Origin of the sequence: Streptomyces viridosporus (assembly GCF_002078235.1) — a bacterium.
GTDB classification, from domain to species: Bacteria; Actinomycetota; Actinomycetes; order Streptomycetales; family Streptomycetaceae; genus Streptomyces; species Streptomyces viridosporus.
In genome coordinates this window covers 1-20,377 of sequence record NZ_MSGP01000333.1, presented here as the reverse complement: position 1 = coordinate 20,377, position 20,377 = coordinate 1, and the positions used below count along the sequence as shown (strand labels likewise).

Here is a 20,377-nt window from a genome sequence, read left to right as displayed (position 1 = left end):
GCGGGGCCCGCGCGATGCCCCCGCGGGCCCCGCAGCCCCGGACGGCCCGGGCGGCCTCCTCGTACGTCCGCGGGCGGATCAGCCGGGCGGCGGTGGGAGCGGTGCGCCCCCATCCCGTGACGGGAACGGTGTCGGCAGGCATGAGGGCGACCGTATCGCCCCTGTGTGAGTGATTGGTTTCGAAACATCAATTCCGTCCCCGGAACGGGTGATTAATGGGATGTCGCTCCTTCATGGGGGAATTCCGGCCCGACGGGAGTGAACAGTGAGTCCACATGGACGACCTCCACGACCTCCACCGCCCCGCCCCCCGCCCCCTCGGCCTCCACGCCGTGGACCGCCGGATCGGCGCGGCCCTCAGAGCGTGCGGTGCGGATCCGCGCGTGGCCGACGCCGTGCGCGTCCTGTCCTGGGCGGGGGAGCACGGGGCGCTGTGGCTCGTAGCGGGGCTGGCGGGAGCCGCCGCGGACCGCCCGCGGCGCGGCGCCTGGCTGCGCGGCACCGTGCTCACCGCGGGCGCCCACGCCGTCAGCATGGGCGTGAAACGGGTCGTGCGCCGCCCGCGCCCGGCGCATGTCGAACCCCTGGTCGGCACGGTCGGCCGGCACTCCTTCCCCAGCTCGCACGCCACCTCCGCCGCGGCCGCCGCGGTCGCCTTCGGAGCGCTGGGGTCGCACGCGGTGCCCCCGCTCGCCGCCGCCGTCTGCCTCTCCCGCCTGGTGGCCGGTGTGCACCACCCCTCGGACGTGGCGGCCGGCGCCGCCCTGGGCGCGCTCACGGCCCGGCTCGGCGCCCGCTGGATGCGGGGAGGAGCGGCGTGACCGACACCGCCCTCCTGCACCGGGACCGGCGGCAGGCGGCGCCCCCTTCCGGGGGCGGCCTCCTCAGGGGCCTGCTGCGCACCGCGCGGCCCAAGCAGTGGGTCAAGAACGTCCTGGTGATCGCCGCTCCCGCCGCCGCCGGCGAACTCTTCTCCCGGTCCGCGCTGATCCGGCTCGCGCTGGTCTTCGTCCTGTTCACCCTCTGCGCCGCCGCCGTCTACCTGGTCAACGACGCCCGCGACGCCGAGGCCGACCGGGCCCACCCCACCAAGTGCCACCGCCCGGTCGCCGCCGGCCAGGTGCCGGTCCCGGTCGCCTACGCCGTCGGCGTCGTCCTCGGCGTCCTCGCTCCCGTCGCCGCGGCCCGGTTGTGCCCGCCGCAGGTCGCCGTGCTGCTGACCGCGTACCTCGGCATGCAACTGGCGTACTGCGTCAGCCTCAAGCACGTCCTCGTCGTCGACCTCGTCGTCGTCACCACCGGCTTCCTGATGCGGGCGGTGGTCGGCGGGCTCGCGCTCGGCCTTCCGCTGTCGCGCTGGTTCCTGATCACCACCGGGTTCGGCGCGCTGTTCATGGTCGCGGCCAAGCGCTACTCCGAGGCCGTGCAGATGGCCGGCAAGGCGGGCGCCACGCGCGCGCTGCTCACCGAGTACACCACCGGGTACCTCCGCTTCGTCTGGCAGCTCGCGGCCGGCGTCGCCGTCCTCGGCTACTGCCTGTGGGCCCTGGAGGAGGGCGGGGCGCCGCACACCGGCGTGCTGCCCTGGCGGGAGCTGTCCGTGGTCGCCTTCGTCCTCGCGGTCCTCAGGTACGCCGTCTTCGCCGACCGCGGGACCGCCGGCGAACCCGAGGAGGTGGTCCTGCGCGACCGCGCGCTCGCCCTCATCGGCCTGGTGTGGGCGGCGATGTACGCCCTGGCGGTGGCGGACTGGTGAGGTGCCCCCGGCCCGGGCGCGGGGCCGGGGGCGCCGCCCGGCGCGGCACCGGCGCGGGCTCCCCGGCCGCGCCCCGCCGGACCGCCCGCCCGGGCCGCGCCGGGCACCTGCCGCCCCGCGCGCGTGCGCGGCGCGCTCCCGTACGCCGGGTCCCCCGCGGTGCGCCCCGCCGGCGGTGCCGCGCGGTTCCGGGGGCCGGGACATGGGGCTTCCGCGGCGGGGGCAGAGTCGGGTCATGGACTGGCTGAAGAGGCTCCCGGGCGTGGGGCCGTGGGTGGCGCGGCTGATGCTCACGCACGCGTGGCGGTCGTACGAGCGCCTGGACCGCGTGCACTGGACGCGGCTGGCCGCCGCGATGACGTTCACCAGCTTCGTCGCGCTGTTCCCGCTGCTCACCGTGGCCGCCGCGATCGGCGCCGCCACGCTCGGCCAGGACCGGCAGGAAACCCTCCAGAACGCGATCACCGACCAGGTGCCCGGCATCTCCGACGAGCTGAACGTCGGCGACCTGGTGCAGAACGCCGGCACCGTCGGCCTCATCGCCGGCACCGTCCTGCTGTTCACCGGCATCCGATGGGCCGGTTCCACGCGCGAGTGCCTGCGCGCGGTGTGGGAGCTGCCCGACGAGGAGGAGAACCCCTTCCTGCGCAGGGGCAAGGACGCGGGCGTCCTCGTCGGGCTCGGCGGCGCGCTCCTGGTCACCCTGGCCGCCTCCACCGTCGCCTCCGCGCTGGTCGGCCGGATCAGCGACGCCATCGGGCTGGAGAAGGGCGGCTGGGGCGGGATCGTCCTGCGGATCGCGGCATTCGCCGTCGCCGTGGGCGCCGACTTCCTGCTCCTGCTGTACGTCCTGACCCTGCTGCCCGGCGTCGAGCCCACCCGGCACCGCCTGTCGGTCGCCGCGATCACCGGCGCGGTCGGCTTCGAACTGCTGAAGCTGCTGCTGAGCGGTTACATGCAGGGCGTCGCCGCGAAGAGCATGTACGGCGCCTTCGGCGTGCCGGTCGCCCTGCTGCTGTGGATCAACTTCACCGCGAAACTGGTCCTGTTCTGCGCCGCCTGGACGGCGACGCCGAGCAAGGGGGCCGGGCTCACGGACGGGAGTGGCGACGCACCAGGTCCGGCAGCGGCCAGCGGCGGTTGACCAGGAACGCGCCGCCCGCGAGCAGCACCAGCACCCCGCCGGTGATGCCCAGGGCCACCCCGATGCCGCTGGAGCCGTTCCCGGCCGTGGCACTCGCCACCGGCTTCGCCCCCGCCACGACCGTGCCGTCCCCGGCGCCCCCGGCCTCACCGGGGGAGGCGGTCGCACCCGGCCGGGCGCCCGTCCGCACGGCGCTCTTCGGCGGTACCAGCTCGCCCACCGGCTCGACCTTGCCGGCCGCCGCGAAACCCCAGTCGAGGAGCTTCGCGGTCTCCTTGTAGACCGCGTTGCCCTTGTCCTTCTCCGGGTTCATCACGGTGACCAGCAGCACCTTGCCGTCGCGCTCGGCGACCCCGGTGAAGGTGGCGCCCGCGTTGGTGGTGTTGCCGTTCTTCACGCCCGCTATGCCCTCGTAGACGGGCACGTCGTAGGCCCCGACCAGCAGCCGGTTGGTGTTCTGGATCTCGAAGGACCCGCGGACCTCCTTGCCCTTCTTGTTCTTCTTCGTCTCGCCGGGGAACTTCACGGAGACCGTCGAGCAGTACTCCCGGAAGTCCTTCTTCTGCAGCCCGGACCGGGCGATCAGCGTCAGGTCGTACGCGGAGGACACCTGGCCCTCGGCGTCGTAGCCGTCGGGGCTGACCACGTGCGTGTCGAGGGCCTGGAGCTCCTCGGCGTGCTCGTTCATTTCCTCGACGGTCTTCTCCACGCCGCCGTTCATCGCCGACAGCACGTGCACGGCGTCGTTGCCGGACCGCAGGAAGACCCCGAGCCACAGGTCGTGGACGGTGTAGGTCTCCTCCTCCTTGATCCCGACCATGCTGGAGCCGGGGCCGACGCCGGCCATGTCGGAGACCTCCACCCGGTGCTCCGTCGACTTGGGCCACTTCGGCAGCAGCGTGTCGGCGAACAGCATCTTCAGCGTGCTCGCCGGGGCCAGCCGCCAGTGCGCGTTGTGCGCGGCCAGCACCTCGCCGGACTCGGCGTCGGCGACGATCCAGGAGCGGGCGGACAGGTCCTTCGGCAGCACCGGCACCCCGCTCGCGAGGTCGACCTGGGTCCCCGGCAGGCCGAGCCGGGCGCCGCCCACGGTCGACATCTTCGCCGGGGGCGTGGCCGAGGGGGTGGTCGACGGCTTCGGGGCCGCGAGGGCGGCGGGCGCGGTCAGCGCGGTGGACAACAGGACGGCGGAGGCGACCAGGAGGGATCGCCGGACGGTGTTCTCGGGTGCGGGCACGGTCGGAAAGGTACATGCCACACCCGGGGGCGTCCCCTCCCGGTGCCCACCCCGGGCAAGGAACCGGACAGGTCCCGGTGATACTGGACCCATGCCGTGCTCCTCCGGGGGACATCCTCCGGACACCCGGCCGGCCGAGGGGGACCGGCGCCGCGATGAAAGGTCTGTTCTGGTGAAACTCAGCCGCCCCGTCTCCTGGTTCCTGCTCGCCTTCGGGGTGTGGAGCTGGGTCATCTGGATCACTTTCGTCAAGAACCTGGTCAAGGACGGCAGCGGGCTCGCGTTCGAGAACGGGGACCCGACGGCGTACTTCTGGGTGCACCTGCTGCTCGCCGTCGTCTCCTTCGTATTGGGGACGGTCATCGGGGGCATCGGGTTGCGCGGTCTGCGCGCACTGAGCCGGACGTCACGGACGTCCTGACCGGAAACAGGGGAACTCCGCACCGTGGCCATCGTTTTCGTACTCGTCGCGCTGCTCGTCCTGGCCGTCCTGGTGACGGGCAACTGGTACGTGTGGCGCCGACTGTTCCGGGACACCACCCGGGGGCCGGGCCCGGTGCGCCGCGCGGGCGCGGCGGTGATCGCCGGCGGCTGGGCGCTGACGGTGGCCGCCTTCGTCGTCGGGCGCAGCGACGCCCCCTTCCGGCTCCAGCAGATCCTGGCCTGGCCCGGCTACCTGTGGCTGGCCGTCTCCCTCTACCTGCTGCTGGCCCTGCTCGCGGGCGAGCTCGTACGGCCCGTGCTGCGGCGGGTCCTCGAACGGCGGGCGGGGGCGACGCGGACGGTGGCCGAAGAGCCGGAACCGGTGCCGATACCGGCGGGAGCGGTGGCCGCCGCACCGGCCGCCGCGGACCCCGCCGCCACGGCCGAACCCGTGCCCGGGGCGCCGGAGCCCGGCCGCCCCGAGGACGAGACCGGAACGCCGGACGCCGGTGACCCGGGTGCCGGGACCCCTTCCGAGACCCCTTCCGGGCCCTCCCGCCGCCTGTTCGTCTCCCGGGTCGTCGGCGGGGCCGCCGCGGCGGCGGCCCTGGGGACCGTCGGGTACGGGACGTACGGCGTGCTGCGCGGACCGCGGGTGAAGCGGGTCACCGTGCCGCTCGCCAAGCTGCCCCGGGCCGCGCACGGTTACCGCATCGCGGTGGTCAGCGACATCCACCTGGGACCGGTCCTCGGCCGCGGTTTCGCGCAGAAGGTCGTCGACACGATCAACTCCACCCAGCCCGACCTGATCGCGGTCGTCGGCGACCTGGTGGACGGCAGCGTGAAGGACCTCGGCCCGGCCGCGGCCCCGCTGGCGCAGCTGACGGCGCGTCACGGCTCCTTCTTCGTCACCGGCAACCACGAGTACTTCTCCGGCGCCGAGGAGTGGGTCGAGGAGGTGCGCCGCCTCGGCCTGCGCCCGCTGGAGAACGCCCGCACGGAACTCCCGCACTTCGACCTGGCGGGGGTGAACGACGTGGCCGGCGAGAACGAGGGACAGGGACCGGACTTCGCGCGGGCGCTCGGCGACCGGGACCGGGCCCGCGCGTGCGTGCTGCTCGCCCACCAGCCGGTGCAGATCCACGAGGCCGTCGACCACGGCGTCGACCTCCAGCTCTCCGGCCACACCCACGGCGGCCAGCTCTGGCCCGCCAACCTCCTGGCCGGCGCCGCCAACCCCACCCTCGACGGCCTGGACCGCTACGGCGACACCCAGCTCTACGTCTCCCGCGGCGCCGGCGCCTGGGGCCCGCCCACCCGGGTCGGCGCGCCGTCGGACATCACGGTGATCGAGCTGGCGTCGGCCCGGACCTGAGGGCGAGGGCCCGGAGCGGCGCCGCGCCCGGGACGCCCCACCCGGTTCCGGCCCGGCGACCCGCGCGGGGTCGGCCCGGAGGGGGCCGCGGTCAGCCGGGGTCCCCGGGGCGCTCGTCGTCGGCGGGCGCCCCCTTCCTCGCGGGGCCCTTCGCCGGGTCCGGCAGCGCCCGCGTCATCCCCGGCAGGAACTCCGTGAACAGCTCGTGGACCTCGCGCACCAGCGGCCGCAGGACCCGGAAGCGGGCCAGGGCGACGCCGCGCGCGGTGAGCCGGGCGCCCCGCTCGGCGAGCCGGTAGCTGCGTTCGCGGCCCTCGGTGCGGTCGAAGATCCAGTACAGGACGAGTCCCATCTGGGACAGCCACATCAACTCGGGCAGGACGTCCCGCAGTTCCTCGGGCACCTTGGTCTTCGTGCCGGCCAGCACCGCCCGGTGCACGCTGATCGCCTCCACCCGCGCGTGCTCCGACTCGGGGGAGAACGGGCTGAGCGGGCTGTCCGGGTCGGCGGCGTTCTTGAAGAACTGCACCGCGAACTCGTGGTACGGCGTGGCGATGTCCAGCCACGCCTTCAGCACGCCGGCCAGCCGGGCCTCCAGGTCGGTCTCCCGCTCCAGGACCTCCCGGACCGCCACCTGGTGCTCGGCGGCGATCCGGTCGTAGAAGCCCTGGATCAGGTGCTCCTTGCCCTCGAAGTAGTAGTACGCGTTGCCGACGGAGACCCCGGCCTCCTGGGCGATGGCCCGCATGGTCGTCCTGTCGTACCCGCGCTCCTGGAACAACCGCATGGCCGTCTCGAGGATCAGGGCGCGGGTCTGCTCGGACTTGCTGCGTGCGGCGCCGTCGTCGGGGCCGTCGTTCTTCACGGGCACGGAAAGAGAGCCTAACGCCAGGCGAGAGGCGTCCTACGGGGTGGCACAGGAACCGTCCGCGCAGCCCGGCGGGGTGCGGCTCCAGCCGTGACGCGGGTCGTAGGTCCAGCCGTCGACCCGGTGGTACGCCCGTCCGCCCCAGTCCGGCCCCCGCGCGCCGCCCTGCCGCGCCCCGCGCCACTTGGCGGCGGCCAGGACCGCGCCCCGGGCGAGCCGGGCGCCGGACGGGGTGGCCAGCCGGTGGGCCAGCGGCCGGTGCTCGCGCAGCGCCCACAGGACGGCGATCCAGGCGGCGGCGCCCCGGTAGACCTGCCCGGCGTCACCGACCACGGTGATCTCCTCCAGGGTGGCGCCGTGGTCGAGGCCGGGGAAGCGGGCCCGTGCCGCCGGTGAGCCCGCCGGGACCGGCTCCAGGGGCACCAGTTGCGGCCGGCGGACCAGCCAGTCCCGGACGAAGGTGCACAGGGAGCACTCGGCGTCGTAGAGCACGGTGAGCCGGCGGACCGGGACGCGCCGGGCGTCCCGGTCCTCGCGCGGGGCCGTCACGCCGCTCACGCCCCGGCCGAGGGGGCCACCCAGTCCTGCGGCGCGACCGGCGGCACCTGCTCCCGCTCCATCACCCCGCGCCGCCGGATCCGGTTGAGCACGTACACGTTGCCCAGGTGCATGACACCCAGCACCAGCAGGACCACGCCGACCTTGGTCGACAGCGCCTCGAAGACGCCGCGGGTGTCGGCGATCGTGTCGTCGTCGCTCAGGTACAGCGCGACGAACCCGAGGTTGACCAGGTAGAAGCCGACCACCAGCAGGCGGTTGACGGCGTCGGCGAGCTTCTCATTGCCGCGCAGCACGTCGGCGAGGAAGACCCGCCCGTTGCTGCTGAGCGTGCGGGCCACCCAGACGGTCAGCGCGATGCTGACCAGCAGGTAGATGACGTAGGCGATGACCGTGCGGTCCATGTCCCCCAGCCCTTCTTGAACGCGTTCAAAACGCTGACAGGAAGACTGTAGGGCTTTCTTTTGAACATGTTCAACTCGATGGCGAGTGGGCCGCGTCACGGTCGGCGCCCCGACCCGGCCGAGCGCTGTCGGTGCCGTCCCGCACCGCCCCCGCCACGGGAACCGTGACGTGCCGCGACCTGTTCGTCGGTGGGGCGAGCGTCGGCGACGGCCCCACCCGGCAGGCCGACGGGCCCGGCGGCCCCGCAGGCCGGTCACCTGCCCTTACGAGGACGACCGGGCGTCGGCGGTGATCCTGAGCGAGGCGGTGCTGCCGGTGAACGACACGCGGATCACGGACCCGGCGATCCTGAGCCGGCCGGAGGAGCCCGCACCCCTCAGCCGCCCGTCCGGGGCCGCTCGACGGACACTGCGGACATCGCGTGCCTCCCGGGGGCCGGTGTCGAGACCATCATCGTAGGGCGGAGGGCGCCCTCACGTCCGTCTCGGGCGCGTTCGCCCGAAGGCGTGGCATATGCCAGAGGGCCCCGTCTCCGGCGGAGACGGGGCCCTCACGGACGTACGGCGACGTGCCTCAGTAGCGGCGCGTGATCAGCGCGCGCTTCACTTCCGCGATCGCCTTGGTGACCTCGATACCGCGCGGGCAGGCGTCCGTGCAGTTGAAGGTCGTGCGGCAGCGCCACACGCCGTCGCGGTCGTTGAGGATCTCCAGGCGCTGCTCGCCGGCCTCGTCACGCGAGTCGAAGATGAAGCGGTGCGCGTTGACGATCGCGGCCGGGCCGAAGTACTGGCCGTCGTTCCAGAACACCGGGCACGAGGTCGTGCAGGCGGCGCACAGGATGCACTTGGTCGTGTCGTCGAAGCGCTCGCGGTCCTCGGCGGACTGCAGCCGCTCGCGCGTCGGCTCGTTGGTGTCCTTCGTGATCAGGAAGGGCATCACGTCCCGGTACGCCTGGAAGAACGGCTCCATGTCCACGACCAGGTCCTTCAGGACCGTCAGGCCCTTTATGGCCTCGATCGTGATCGGCTTCTCGGGGTTGATGTCCTTGATCAGCGTCTTGCACGCCAGGCGGTTCTTGCCGTTGATCCGCATGGCGTCGGAGCCGCAGATGCCGTGGGCGCAGGAGCGGCGGAAGGTCAGCGTGCCGTCCAGCTCCCACTTGATCTTGTGCAGACCGTCGAGGACGCGCTCCTTGGGGTCGATCTCCAGCTGGAAGTCTTCCCAGGTCGCCTCCGCCGAGACCTCCGGGTTGAACCGGCGGATCCGGAAGGTGACGGTGATGTAGGGGGAGTCGGCGAAGCCGGGCTCGGGCGATCCGGCCGCGTCCGCCTTGTCCAGAACAGGGGTAGCCATCAGTACTTACGCTCCATCGGCTGGTAGCGGGTCTGGACGACCGGCTTGTAGTCCAGACGGACGGTCTCGGAGCCGTCGGCGCCGACCTCGCGGTACGCCATGGTGTGGCGCATGAAGTTGACGTCGTCGCGGTTCGGGTAGTCCTCGCGGTAGTGACCGCCGCGGGACTCCTTGCGGGCCAGCGCGGAGACGGCCATGACCTCGGCCAGGTCGAGCAGGTTGCCCAGCTCGATGGCCTCCAGCAGGTCGGTGTTGAACCGCTTGCCCTTGTCCTGGATGGCGACGTTCTTGTAGCGCTCGCGCAGCTCGGCGATCTTCTCGACCGCCGTCTTGATCGTCTGCTCGGTGCGGAACACCATGACGTTGGCGTCCATGGTGTCCTGCAGCTCCTTGCGGAGCTGGGCCACCCGCTCGCCGCCGGTGGAGGTGCGCAGCCGCTCGATCTGCTCGACGACGAAGGACTCCGGGGCCTCCGGCAGCTCGACGAAGTCGGCGGTCTGCGAGTACTCCGCCGCCGCGATGCCCGCGCGCTTGCCGAAGACGTTGATGTCCAGCAGCGAGTTGGTGCCCAGGCGGTTGGCGCCGTGCACGGACACGCAGGCGACCTCGCCGGCCGCGTACAGGCCCGGTACGACGGTGGTGTTGTCCGCCAGGACCTCGCCCATCACGTTGGTCGGGATGCCGCCCATGGCGTAGTGCGCGGTCGGCTGGATCGGGATCGGGTCCGTGTAGGGCTCGATGCCGAGGTAGGTCCGCGCGAACTCCGTGATGTCGGGCAGCTTGGCGTCCAGCTGCTCCGGCGGGAGGTGGGTCAGGTCCAGGTAGACGTGGTCGCCCTCGGGACCGCAGCCGCGGCCCTCGCGGATCTCCGTGTAGATGGAGCGCGAGACGACGTCGCGGGAGGCGAGGTCCTTCATGACCGGCGCGTACTTCTCCATGAAGCGCTCGCCGTCCTTGTTGCGCAGGATGCCGCCCTCACCGCGGGCACCCTCGGTGAGCAGGATGCCCATGCGCCAGATGCCGGTCGGGTGGAACTGGAAGAACTCCATGTCCTCCAGCGGCAGGCCCCGGCGGTACACGGCGGCCTGGCCGTCACCGGTCAGGGTGTGCGCGTTGGACGTCACCTTGAAGAACTTGCCGCAGCCGCCGGAGGCGTAGATCACGGCCTTCGCCTGGAAGACGTGGATCTCGCCGGTGGCCAGCTCGTAGGCCACCACACCGGCCGACTTCTTGACGCCGTCGACCTCGGTGATCAGCTGGTCCAGGACGTAGAACTCGTTGAAGAACTCCACGCCCTCCTTGACGCAGTTCTGGTACAGCGTCTGGAGGATCATGTGACCGGTGCGGTCGGCCGCGTAGCAGGAGCGGCGGACCGGGGCCTCACCGTGGTTGCGGCTGTGGCCGCCGAAGCGGCGCTGGTCGATGGTGCCGTCCGGGGTCCGGTTGAACGGCAGGCCCATCTTCTCCAGGTCGAGGACGGAGTCGATGGCCTCCTTCGCCAGGATCTCGGCGGCGTCCTGGTCGACCAGGTAGTCACCGCCCTTGACCGTGTCGAAGGTGTGCCACTCCCAGTTGTCCTCCTCCACGTTGGCCAGCGCGGCGGCCATGCCGCCCTGCGCGGCGCCCGTGTGGGAGCGGGTGGGGTAGAGCTTGGTCAGGACGGCGGTGCGGCTGCGCTTCGTCGACTCGATGGCCGCGCGCATGCCCGCGCCGCCGGCGCCGACGATGACGGTGTCGTACTTGTGGATCTTCATGATTCTCGCAGCCCCGTGCCTAGCGGATGTTCGGGTCGAAGGTGAAGATCACCAGCGTGCCCAGCAGGATGGTGAACACCGTGGCGGTGTAGAGCAGGCCCTTGAGCCACAGCCGGGTGTTCGGCCGTTCCGCGTAGTCGTTGATGACGGTACGCAGGCCGTTCGCGCCGTGCAGCATCGCGAGCCACAGCATCAGCAGGTCCCAGACCTGCCAGAACGGCGAGGCCCAGCGGCCCGCCACGAAGGCGAAGCCGATCTTGGAGACACCGCCGTCCAGGACGAGCTGGATCAGCAGGTGGCCGATGACCAGCACGACCAGCACGACGCCGGACAGGCGCATGAACAGCCAGGCGGCCAGCTCGAAGTTGCCCCGGGTGGTCTTCGGGGTCTTCTTGGTGCGCTTGCGCGGGGGCTCGATGACCGGCGCCGGGTTGTCCACGGAGTGGAGGGAGGCGCCCTCGACGGGGCCGATGCCCGAGGCGGAGGTTTCAGTGGTGGACATGGGCGTCAGCTCCCGAACACTTCACGAGCGGCGTGACCGAGGACGGGGTAGATCGCCCCGAGCATCAGCACGACCCATACGGCGACGACGGTCCAGAGCATCTGCTTCTGGTAACGCGCGCCCTTGATCCAGAAGTCGACGGCGATGACACGCAGGCCGTTGAGCGCATGGAAGAGGATGGCGGCGACGAGGCCGTACTCCAGCAGCGCGACGATCGGCGTCTTGTACGTGGCCACGACCTGGTCGTAGGCCTCCGGGGACACCCGCACGAGGGCGGTGTCCAGCACGTGAACGAACAGGAAGAAGAAAATGAGGACGCCGGTGACTCGGTGAGCCACCCAGGACCACATTCCTTCCCGGCCGCGGTACAGCGTTCCAGCCGGCACGGAAGTTTCCTCCGGGAGCGGTGATTGGGGCCGCGCCGGCTTTCCTTGTCGGCCGGGCCCGGCCGGGTACGGTCCACCGGCCCCCAGCATCGTAGCCAGGTGTGTCTGCGGCGCTCACAGCGGGGCTACCGGTGCGAGCGAACTTGCACTCGAAGGGGTGCGGACGCGGCTCTTCCCGCGGTTCTCACGGCGCGGGGCGCGGGCATTCGCCCTGGTTGTCGGGTTCGTCGGGTGCGGAGAGCCGGTGAGCGGCCGCCCCGTCCGACAGGAGGGCGGTCAGGCGGCCCCTGGCCAGGCGCCGGAGTTCCTCCGCCGCCACCGGGCGCTCCTCCTCCGGATCGTTGGCCAATCGTGACCGGATGCCCTCGAGTACGTGGTCCAGGACGGCGTCCGGCTTCAGGCCGTCGAGGCAGATGACGAACACATGTCCGAACTTGGCCTCGTAGGCGGCGTACGCCGCGTTCAGGGCCGTGTGGGCGGCCGCGTACGTGTCCGCCGGCAGGGCGGGCAGGGCTTCCGCCGTCAGGGCCCGGGCGAGTTCCGTCGCGGTCAGGTCGTACGCCGCCTCGTCGGAGGCGGCCAGCAGGGACGTCAGGTCGGGGTAGGGGCGGTGGCCGGCCATGAGCAGGGCCCAGTGGAGGCTGTCCAGGCAGGTCAGCAGGGTGCGCCGGGCCTCCTCGGCGGGGGCGGCGTTGAAGTGCTCCAGCGGGGACGGGGGGCCGGGTCTGCCGCGGGACTGTCCGGGTATGACGAAGCGGCCGGGGAGGTCGGGGAGGCGGTGCACAGGCAGCGTGAGTCCTCAGTGGGCGTCGCGTGTGTGTTCGGTGGCAGAAGGTGTGAGAGTTGTGACGACACGTTACCGAGTGAGTCCATGACATGTCCGGGCGATGCCCCCGATTCACTCGGACGGCAGAGTTTCGGAACGGCCTGTCGACGCCCCTCACTCGTTCGAGTCGTAGGTTGGCGGGGTGAGTCGGCACAGGCAGCACAGGCAGTACGGGAGTCGGGCAGCGGCGCGGGCGGCGAGGCGGCGGCGGAACGCGCTGGTCGCGGCGGTCGCCGCGGGCACGCTGGTGACCGGGGCCGGAGTGGGCCTCGGGCTCTGGGCGGCCTCGGACGGCGACGGCCCGGCGGACTCGACGACGGCGCCGGAGGCGAGCCCGAGCCCCAGCCGCTCCTACCCTCTGTCCCGGGCACCGCGCACCATCCCCGCCGTCCGCGAGCACACCGCCGAGCGCGGCCCCGGCTGGCGCCCCGAGCGGACCCATCGGGTGGTGGTGAGCGACGGCGCGCTGGCCGACGAGGGGCGCCTGATAGCCGGCGAGCTGGGGCTGGCGTACGCCGGTGAGAAGGACGACGAGCGGGACGGGGACCTGCGGCTGGTGCTGAACCGCGACGCGGGCGCGAACCCCGAGTCGTACACGATGACCGTGCGGGGCGGACGGGTGACCGTCAGCGGCCCCGGCGAGGCGGGCGTGTTCTACGGCACCCGCACGCTCAAGCAGGAGATACGCGGCGCCGGGGCCGCCCCCGAGGGCGTGGTGCGCGACGAGCCCGCCAAGCAGCGGCGCGGGCTGATGCTGGACACCGCGCGAAAGCACTTCACCGCCGACTGGATCGAGGACCGGATCCGTGAACTCGGCGACCTGAAGTTCAACGAGCTCGGCCTGCACTTCTCCGACGACCAGGGCTTCCGCATCGAGTCCGACTCGCACCCGGAGATCGTGTCGCGGGAGCACCTGACCAAGGCCCAGGTCAAGAAGATCGTCGACCTGGCGGCGAGCCGGCACATCACCGTCGTCCCCGAGATCGACTCGCCCGGACACCTCGGCGCGGTCATTGCCGCCCACCCGGACCTCCAGCTGCGCGACGTGAACGGCCGCGTCGTGCGCGGCGCGATCGACATCTCCAAGGCCGAGTCCGCCGAGATCGTCGACGACCTGCTGGACGAGTACGCCGGTCTCTTCCCCGGCGGGCGGTGGCACCTCGGCGGCGACGAGTACCAGGCGCTGGTGGTGTCCGACCCCGAGGCGTCGTTCCCGGGCCTCGCCGCCGCCGCGCGGAAGGAGCACGGCCCCGGCGCGACCGTGGCGGACCTGGCCACCGGCTGGCTCAACGACCGGGCGACCACCGTCCGCGCCCACGACCGCACGCCCCGCGCCTGGAACGACGGCTTCTTCCGGGACACGTCGGTGCGGGTCGCGAAGGACGTCGAGGTCGCCTACTGGACCGGCAAGGAGATCGGGGCCCGGCAGCCCGTCGAGTACCTGGAGGAGGGCCGCGAGGTCGTCAACTACAACGACGAGTTCCTCTACTACGTGCTCGGGGAGCCGCAGACCTTCGTCTATCCGACGGGGGAGCGGATCTACGAGCAGTGGACGCCGCGGGTGCTGCGCGGCACCACCGCCGTCCCGTCCCGGTACGACGACCAGATCCTCGGCGGCTCCTTCGCCGTCTGGTGCGACCTGGCCGGCTCCCAGACCGCGGAGCAGGTCGCGTCCGGGATCCGGCTGCCGCTGCGGGCGACCGTCCAGAAGCTGTGGGACCCGAGGGAGCCGGAACTGACCTGGGCGGAGTTCCGGAACCTGGCGGACGAGCTGGACTGACCCGCGGGTCCCCGCCGGGGCCCGGGGGCGGATTGCCGCATACGCCTGCGGACCGCCGCGCCGCTGTGGTGGTGTTCTGGTGGGACGGGCCGGGACACCGGCGGGCAGAGGAACCGGGGGAACAGCGGCACATGGGCTACTGGGGCTATTTCGTCGTGGGCCGCGGGGAGCGGCCGCTCGCCGAGCTGGACGCGCTGGCCGGGGCCGCCCCGGGCATGACCCTGCGCACCTCGGCACCGGGCGGATGGCAGGTCTGGGAGTACCCGAGCGGCGAGGGCGACGTCGGGAACATGAACGACCTCGCCCGGGAGACCGGCGCGCCCGCGCTGTTCGGATACGTCATGGGCAGCGACTGCGCCGTGGTGGAGGCGGCCGCGCCGGAGAGCGGGGCGTGGACGACCTGCCTGGCCCGGACCGCGATGGCCGGGTACCTCGGCGGGCAGCAGGAGGGGCTCACCCTGGAGGACTACTTCCTGGAGCCCGGTGACGCCGCCGACCGCGCCGTCCTCTGGGCCGGGGAGGCCGGGCACACCGTGTCCGCCGAGGAACTGCTCGAGGTGCTGACCGCCGACCCCGACCCCTTGGCCGAAAACATCTTCTTCCGCCTGCTGGACCGGCTCGGCGTGGTGCCCCTGTGACATTCCCGGGCCGTCGCACGCAGTAAGGGGAAATGCGGGTTCCGTGAGGGAAGTGGCCGGTGAAGGGCCTCTTCGGGGCCTGCGGAACCCGCTGAGGGAGGCGTGGATGAGCCTGGTGGAACTGATCGCACAGGCCGACGAGCGCGGGCTGGCCGTGAGCGGGTTGGCTTGTTTGGATCGGTGCGTGCCCTTGCTGGGCGGCGACGACGAGGTGCTGCGGCCCCTGTGGGCGAGCCTCGCGGAGGACGCCGGCCCCGATGACTGGGCAGGGCGGCTGGAGGAGGTGCGCGGCAAGCTGGACGCGGCGGCGGACGGAGACGGGGACGGGGACGAGGCCGTGGCGCTCGCGCGCCGGATGCTCGCCACCGCGCCCGCCCGGCGGTCCGCCGCCGAGCTGCGGCCGTGGGCCGACGCCTGCTCCGTCGCCGCGCTGCGCATCCACCGGCTCCTGGACGGCGCCGCGGCCCGGGACGACGACGCGGACCAGGTCGGGGGCCTTCCCCGGGCCCTCCACGCGGCCCGGGCGGGGGAGAGCCCGGCCGGGGGCCGTACGGAGGGCGTGTCGCCGCTCGTCGCGGCGGAACTGCGCCGCCAGGTCGCGGTCCTGGAGCGGCTGTCCGCCCACGGCCCGACGGGCCTGCGCGGGGCGCTGGAGGTGGCGACGGAGGGGCGGCGGGTGCTGCGCGCCGCGGTGTCCCGGCGCAGCCGCAGGAAGGACTGAGGCCGTCCCGTCGCACGGCGGCGCCCCGCCGCTGTGACGGTCCCGGGGTGGAGCCGGGGCGGAGTCGGGGCGGTTCTGCACCGGTTGTGGGAAGCCGCGGGAACCGGGTGACGAAACGCTTCACCGGCACGCTCTTGAAGGTGTGACGACTGCGACGACTGTGACGACACAGCAGGAGACCAGGCCCTCGGCCGCGGCGAAGCCGGTCCGGTGGGCGGCGGACGCGGTGGCGGCGATGCGCGAAGGGGCACGGCTGCGCCTCGACTACTCGGCGCGCAGTCTGTGGAGCGTCGACCGCATGATCGAGGAGATACGCCGGGAGGGGGCCCCGTACGCCGCCGTGAAGGCGGTGCTGCGCGGATTCGGCGCCTACACCGGTGAGGTGATCGTCCGCCAGACCGGCGGCGAGTGGTGGACCACGGGCGGCGACCACTGGATCCGCACCCCCGACGGCCGCCTCTGGGACCCGATCGAGGAAGCGGTCCGCTGCTACACGGGTGACGGGTCCCTGCGGCTGCTGTGCCGGGACGCGTCGAGCGGAGGGCCGCACCCCCGGGACGGTGCCTGACGGCGCGTCACGGCGCCGGCGTCCCGCCCCGCGCGCGCCGTACGGGCCGCTGACGAGCTGTGACATTTTCATGGAGCCCGACGCTGATGACCGTGGGAGGCGTGGGCACCACCGGACGCGCTCACGCCGAGCGGAGGCGCTACGCGCTCGGTACGGACGAGGACGGTTCTTGGGCCACGGAGGGGAACCCCGCCGCGCACAGGCGTACGACGGGGAACTGGGCGCGGCCGTCGCGCGGGCCCAGGAAGGGGACGAGGCCGCCTTCGCCGTGGCCTACCGGCTGGTGCACCCCGCGCTGCTCGCCTACGTGCGCGGGCTGGTCGGGGACGACGCCGAGGACGTGATGTCCGACGCCTGGCTGGAGATAGCCCGTGACCTGGGGCGGTTCAAGGGCGAGGGAGCCGGGTTCCGGGGCTGGACGGCGACCATCGCCCGGCACCGGGCACTGGACCACCTGCGTCGGCAGCGGGTACGGCCCCGGCCGTCGGCCCTGGAGCAGGACGTGCTGGAGCTGCCCGGCCCGCAGAGCACCCACGACCAGGCCATGGAGGCCCTGTCCACCGAACACGCCCTGGCGCTGGTCGGCGAGCTGCCGCGGGACCAGGCCGAGGCCGTGCTGCTGCGGGTGGTCGTCGGCCTCGACGGCCCCGCCGCCGCCCGTGTCCTCGGCAAGCGGCCCGGGGCGGTCCGGACGGCCGCGTACCGGGGGCTGAAACGCCTGGCCGAACGGCTGAGCGCCGAGGGTGTGACGGAAGAGGCGCCGCGGACGCTGGGTGAGTCGACATGAACGGCGGCCGGGACGGCGGACACGGCGGGCGGGGCGACGGCGCCCCGCGCGGGCGGGCCGGCCCGGCGGCCCACGCCGGACCGTCCGGACCGGCGGACTGAACGGGCCGGACACGCGGCACGTATGCCTCGGTCCGGGCAGGACCGCCCGCCCGGGTGGACCGCACGGGCCCGGTGGGCCGGCGGGGTGGAGCGAGCAGGGACGGGAACGGACATGGGTGAAGGGCAGAGCGACGGCGGGCCGGCCGGCCGCCGGCGTGGGCACCCTGAGGGCGCGCCGCCCGGACACCGCACGGCCGGGCGGTGCGACCCCGCCACCGGCCGGAGCCGCGTCGTGGACGCCCCCGCCCTCGAGTCGCTGCTCACCGCCGCGTTGGTCCGGGACCCCGTCGACGCCGACGCCGAGCAACGGGCCGTCGCCGCGTTCCGGGCCGCCCGGGAGGCGGGCGGGCACGGCGCGCGCACCCGGCGCCGGGACGACTGGCGGCCCCGCCGCCGGCGGCTCGGGAGCCGCCCGGTGAAGGCCGTGCTCTCCGTCCTGCTCGGTGGCCTCGCCCTCGGCGGGGTCGCGGTCGCCGGGATCGGCGCGCCGGGACCGGTCACGGACCGCCCCGCACAGGACCACGGGCGCACCTCCGCCCCGCCCGCCGCGCCCCGTCCGTCCACCGGGGGACCCACCGGGGAACCTGCCGGGGGACCTGTCGGCGGGTCCACCGGTCCGGGGTCCGCCTCCGCCTCCGCCTCCGCCGTCCCGGACCGCCCTGCCGCGGCCCGGGACACCGAGGCGCACTGCCGCGCCTACGAGCGGGTCGCGGGGCGCGGCGCGGCGCTGGACGCGACGGCCTGGAAGCGGCTCACGGCGGCCGCGGGCGGCGAGGCGAAGGTCGACGCGTACTGTGCCGAGCGGTTGGAACGAGCCACGGCCGGGACACGGCCCGGCGGCTCCCCGGCACCGGGGAAGGGCGCCGGTGGGGCCGGCCGGACCGGGAACGGCTCCTCCGGCGACGCGCGCGACGACACCCCGGGCACCGCGGGCGGCGCCCGGGGCGACGGCACCTCCGGTGCGGGCGGGTCCGCCGGCGCCCCCGGCGGCTCCGGTGCGGCGGAGAGCGGCTCGGGCAGCCGTCGGGGCGAGCCCGCCCAGCCGGGCGCCGACCCTTCGTGACGTTCTGACGTGCCCCGGTGAGCAGGGGGAACACGGGATTCCGCGCCGACCGGCGCCCTCGTGCCGCGAAGGCCCGCGTGGACGGCCTCGCGACGCTGCCGCCAAGGCAACGGCCGGGGCCGCCACCCCCCACAGGAGAGGCCCCGGCCGTCGCGCGGCACGGGCCGCGCGGCGACCCGTACTCCCTACAGCGCCGAGCGGGCTTTTTCTGTCACACCTTGCTGTGTCACGGGTTAGTTGCATCTTGGACGGACGTGGACGGAGACAGGTTTCAGGTCGTAACGTGCCTTTCGCGCCAGGCCGTGGAGGACAAACGACCACAACAACCACCGGCGGCCTAGAGACGGCAACGACCAACCGAGGAACCACGACGGCGAGGGCCCGGTCCGCGAGAGCGGCGCCGGCCGAGGCCGCAGAAGGGCGCGCGCGGTGCTGGGGGACGACGCGGAGCTGACCGCCGCGGTGCGTGCGGCACAGGACGGGGACGAGACCGCGTTCCGGACTGTGTACCGCGCCGTGCACCCGCGGCTGCTGGGATACGTACGGACACTCGTCGGCGAGCCCGACGCCGAGGACGTGACGTCCGAGGCGTGGCTGCAGATCGCCCGTGACCTGGAGCGGTTCACCGGTGACGCGGACCGGTTCCGCGGCTGGGCCGCCCGGATCGCCCGCAACCGCGCGCTGGACCACATACGCATGCGCGGGCGCCGCCCCGCGATCGGCGGCGACGAGACCGAGCTCACCGGGCGGGCCGCCGAGTCCGACACCGCGGGCGAGGCCATCGAGGCACTGGCCACCGACGGCGCCTTCTCCCTCATCGGCCGGCTGCCGCAGGACCAGGCCGAGGCCGTCGTGCTGCGCGTGGTCGTGGGGCTCGACGCGAAGACCGCCGCCGAGACGCTGGGCAAACGCCCGGGCGCCGTGCGGACGGCCGCGCACCGCGGCCTGAAACGGCTGGCCGAGCTGCTCCGTGACGATCCGGAGGGCCATCCGGAATCCGCCGGGGTGCTCGACGCTCTTCCGCCCCAGAGAGAACCACGCCGTCGTACGGTGACGTCCGCGAGTGTGACGCAGATGCGAGCGAGGACGCAGAAGGACATGTGATGGCCGACGAGCAGGACAGGTGGCTGGACCGCGAGACGGCGGAGCGTCTGCTGAGCGGAGAACCACCCGGAACTGCCGATCCCGCCGCTCGAGAACGGGCCGAACGGCTCGCCAGGACGCTCGGCGCGCTTTCCGCCCCCCTCCCGTCGACCGGCGGGGAACTCCCCGGCGAGGCCGCCGCCCTGGCCGCCTTCCGGGCCGCGCGCGAAGGACGCGGAGAGGGGGCCGCTCCGGACGCGGACACCGGCCGCCCCGCCGGAAGCCGGCCCTCCGACGTCGGGCTGATCCGGCTCGGCTCCCCGCACGGCGATCGTTCCGGAACCACCGGCGGACCCCGCTGGACGCGCCCCCTGCGCTTCGGGCTGGCCGCCGCGCTGGCGGCCGGCGTGGTCGGCGGCGCCGCGACCCTGGCCGGAACCGGAGTCCTGCCGACCTCGTCCGGCGGCTCCGAGTCCGATCCGGACGCCTCCGTCACCGCCGCCGACCGGCCTTCCGGACACCCCCTGCCGTCACCCCCGCCGAAGACGGCCACATCCGGTGGGACCGTGCCCGAGAGCGGCACGGGCCGGGGCTCCCGGGGCGCCGCTCAGAACGGGCCGGACGCGCGGGAGGACGAGGACGCGTCCGGGCCGGGGAAGCCGGGCCCGGACGCCGGTGACTTCGCGGCCCGTTCCGGGCGCGGCTGGAAGCAGATCGCCTCGGCCTGCCGGGACCTCCGGGACGGCAAGGGGCTGGGCGGCGACCGCAAGCGCCTCGTCGAGGGCGCGGCGGGCGGCTCCTCCCGCGTCGACACGTACTGCGCGGACGTCCTGGCCGCCCTCGGCACCGGTCCCACGGCCGGGAAGCGCGCCGACGGCGAGGCCCACCAGGGCAAGGGCAACGGCAACGGTGGCGGCAACGGCAACGGCAACAGCGCTGGAGGCAAGGGCAACGGCGGCACCGGCGGCCACGGCGAAACGAAGGGCGAGGCCGGCGGGAGCGGCGGTCAGGCCGGGAAGAGCGACAAGAGCGACAAGAGCGACAAGAGC

General features: G+C 73.6%; 23 protein-coding genes and 1 pseudogene. 14 read left to right on the top strand and 10 right to left on the bottom strand.

Translation table 11 applies throughout. The features are described from left to right. Positions 1 to 142: pseudogene (locus B7L92_RS42610) on the bottom strand (decaprenylphosphoryl-beta-D-ribose oxidase); the annotation flags it as partial. Positions 143 to 275: 133 nt separating this feature from the next. Between B7L92_RS42610 and B7L92_RS23225 the strand changes: the two are divergent. From B7L92_RS23225 to B7L92_RS23215, 3 genes are all read left to right on the top strand, one after another. Then, on the top strand, positions 276 to 821 hold the full coding sequence (locus B7L92_RS23225; protein WP_081239378.1) for a phosphatase PAP2 family protein: 546 nt from the start codon (positions 276 to 278) through the stop codon (positions 819 to 821). Then, positions 818 to 1,756: a decaprenyl-phosphate phosphoribosyltransferase gene (locus tag B7L92_RS23220; RefSeq protein WP_081239377.1), complete on the top strand. Its 939-nt coding sequence runs from the start codon at positions 818 to 820 to the stop codon at positions 1,754 to 1,756. Before B7L92_RS23225 ends, B7L92_RS23220 begins: the two co-directional genes overlap by 4 nt. A gap of 235 nt (positions 1,757 to 1,991) precedes the next feature. Beyond that, a complete protein-coding gene (locus B7L92_RS23215) occupies positions 1,992 to 2,900 on the top strand; it encodes a YihY/virulence factor BrkB family protein (protein WP_081239376.1) in 909 nt (302 codons plus the stop codon). On the opposite strand, the gene B7L92_RS23210 is transcribed toward B7L92_RS23215, so the two are convergent. Beyond that, a complete protein-coding gene (locus B7L92_RS23210) occupies positions 2,848 to 4,137 on the bottom strand; it encodes a D-alanyl-D-alanine carboxypeptidase family protein (RefSeq protein ID WP_081239375.1) in 1,290 nt (429 codons plus the stop codon). The genes B7L92_RS23215 and B7L92_RS23210 overlap by 53 nt on opposite strands. Before the next feature lie 172 nt (positions 4,138 to 4,309). Between B7L92_RS23210 and B7L92_RS42605 the strand changes: the two genes are divergently transcribed. Further along, complete coding sequence (locus B7L92_RS42605; protein ID WP_004984189.1) at positions 4,310 to 4,558, top strand: SCO4848 family membrane protein; 249 nt, start codon at positions 4,310 to 4,312, stop codon at positions 4,556 to 4,558. A 24-nt stretch (positions 4,559 to 4,582) separates the two neighbouring features. Further along, on the top strand, positions 4,583 to 5,935 hold the full coding sequence (locus B7L92_RS23200; protein ID WP_081239374.1) for a metallophosphoesterase: 1,353 nt from the start codon (positions 4,583 to 4,585) through the stop codon (positions 5,933 to 5,935). Between the two features lie 91 nt (positions 5,936 to 6,026). On the opposite strand, the gene B7L92_RS23195 is transcribed toward B7L92_RS23200, so the two are convergent. Genes B7L92_RS23195 through B7L92_RS23185 form a run of 3 tightly spaced genes read right to left on the bottom strand, consistent with a single transcriptional unit; the run spans position 6,027 to position 7,765 of the window. Then, the gene (locus B7L92_RS23195; protein ID WP_081239373.1) at positions 6,027 to 6,806 is read right to left on the bottom strand and encodes a TetR/AcrR family transcriptional regulator; all 780 of its coding nucleotides are present in this window, start codon (positions 6,804 to 6,806) and stop codon (positions 6,027 to 6,029) included. 33 nt (positions 6,807 to 6,839) lie between these two features. Continuing rightward, positions 6,840 to 7,361, bottom strand: coding sequence for a thiol-disulfide oxidoreductase DCC family protein (locus tag B7L92_RS23190; RefSeq protein ID WP_170102233.1), 522 nt, complete (start codon positions 7,359 to 7,361; stop codon positions 6,840 to 6,842). Further along, the gene (locus B7L92_RS23185) at positions 7,358 to 7,765 is read right to left on the bottom strand and encodes a hypothetical protein (RefSeq protein WP_081239372.1); all 408 of its coding nucleotides are present in this window, start codon (positions 7,763 to 7,765) and stop codon (positions 7,358 to 7,360) included. The genes B7L92_RS23190 and B7L92_RS23185 overlap by 4 nt, the downstream gene beginning before the upstream one ends. An 85-nt stretch (positions 7,766 to 7,850) precedes the next feature. On the opposite strand from B7L92_RS23185, the gene B7L92_RS43940 reads away from it, so the two are divergent. After that, a complete protein-coding gene (locus tag B7L92_RS43940; protein ID WP_438364019.1) occupies positions 7,851 to 8,225 on the top strand; it encodes a DUF7737 domain-containing protein in 375 nt (124 codons plus the stop codon). A 114-nt stretch (positions 8,226 to 8,339) separates the two neighbouring features. On the opposite strand, the gene B7L92_RS23180 is transcribed toward B7L92_RS43940, so the two are convergent. From B7L92_RS23180 to B7L92_RS23160, 5 genes are all read right to left on the bottom strand, one after another. Then, a complete protein-coding gene (locus B7L92_RS23180) occupies positions 8,340 to 9,119 on the bottom strand; it encodes a succinate dehydrogenase iron-sulfur subunit (RefSeq protein ID WP_004984178.1) in 780 nt (259 codons plus the stop codon). Then, positions 9,119 to 10,873, bottom strand: a complete 1,755-nt coding sequence (sdhA, locus tag B7L92_RS23175; RefSeq protein WP_004984176.1) for a succinate dehydrogenase flavoprotein subunit — start codon at positions 10,871 to 10,873, stop codon at positions 9,119 to 9,121. The genes B7L92_RS23180 and sdhA overlap by 1 nt, the downstream gene beginning before the upstream one ends. Positions 10,874 to 10,892: 19 nt before the next feature. Next, positions 10,893 to 11,375 carry a succinate dehydrogenase hydrophobic membrane anchor subunit gene (locus B7L92_RS23170; protein WP_004984173.1) on the bottom strand — a complete coding sequence of 161 codons (483 nt, stop codon included), beginning with the start codon at positions 11,373 to 11,375 and terminating at the stop codon, positions 10,893 to 10,895. A gap of 5 nt (positions 11,376 to 11,380) precedes the next feature. Further along, positions 11,381 to 11,761 (bottom strand): succinate dehydrogenase, cytochrome b556 subunit, encoded by a 381-nt coding sequence (gene sdhC, locus B7L92_RS23165; protein ID WP_004984170.1) that lies wholly within the window; start codon positions 11,759 to 11,761, stop codon positions 11,381 to 11,383. Positions 11,762 to 11,945: 184 nt separating this feature from the next. Beyond that, a complete protein-coding gene (locus B7L92_RS23160; protein ID WP_438364018.1) occupies positions 11,946 to 12,545 on the bottom strand; it encodes a 2-oxo-4-hydroxy-4-carboxy-5-ureidoimidazoline decarboxylase in 600 nt (199 codons plus the stop codon). A gap of 259 nt (positions 12,546 to 12,804) precedes the next feature. Between B7L92_RS23160 and B7L92_RS23155 the strand changes: the two genes are divergently transcribed. The 8 genes from B7L92_RS23155 to B7L92_RS23120 all read left to right on the top strand — a co-directional run. Then, on the top strand, positions 12,805 to 14,367 hold the full coding sequence (locus B7L92_RS23155) for a beta-N-acetylhexosaminidase (RefSeq protein ID WP_081239379.1): 1,563 nt from the start codon (positions 12,805 to 12,807) through the stop codon (positions 14,365 to 14,367). Between the two features lie 131 nt (positions 14,368 to 14,498). Beyond that, the gene (locus tag B7L92_RS23150) at positions 14,499 to 15,005 is read left to right on the top strand and encodes a hypothetical protein (protein WP_081239371.1); all 507 of its coding nucleotides are present in this window, start codon (positions 14,499 to 14,501) and stop codon (positions 15,003 to 15,005) included. Positions 15,006 to 15,111: 106 nt separating this feature from the next. After that, entirely contained in the window at positions 15,112 to 15,726 is a 615-nt protein-coding gene (locus B7L92_RS23145; RefSeq protein ID WP_081239370.1) for a hypothetical protein, read from the top strand. 160 nt (positions 15,727 to 15,886) lie between these two features. Next, the gene (locus B7L92_RS23140) at positions 15,887 to 16,294 is read left to right on the top strand and encodes a hypothetical protein (RefSeq protein WP_081239369.1); all 408 of its coding nucleotides are present in this window, start codon (positions 15,887 to 15,889) and stop codon (positions 16,292 to 16,294) included. A 169-nt stretch (positions 16,295 to 16,463) separates the two neighbouring features. Next, complete coding sequence (locus B7L92_RS23135; RefSeq protein ID WP_081239368.1) at positions 16,464 to 17,081, top strand: RNA polymerase sigma factor; 618 nt, start codon at positions 16,464 to 16,466, stop codon at positions 17,079 to 17,081. Between the two features lie 333 nt (positions 17,082 to 17,414). After that, entirely contained in the window at positions 17,415 to 18,245 is an 831-nt protein-coding gene (locus B7L92_RS23130; RefSeq protein ID WP_174704003.1) for a hypothetical protein, read from the top strand. A 429-nt stretch (positions 18,246 to 18,674) separates the two neighbouring features. Continuing rightward, positions 18,675 to 19,349 carry an RNA polymerase sigma factor gene (locus B7L92_RS23125; protein ID WP_081239367.1) on the top strand — a complete coding sequence of 225 codons (675 nt, stop codon included), beginning with the start codon at positions 18,675 to 18,677 and terminating at the stop codon, positions 19,347 to 19,349. Then, positions 19,349 to 20,377 (top strand): hypothetical protein (locus B7L92_RS23120; RefSeq protein WP_081239366.1); only part of this gene is annotated, 1,029 nt, incomplete at its 3' end. The genes B7L92_RS23125 and B7L92_RS23120, both read left to right, overlap by 1 nt.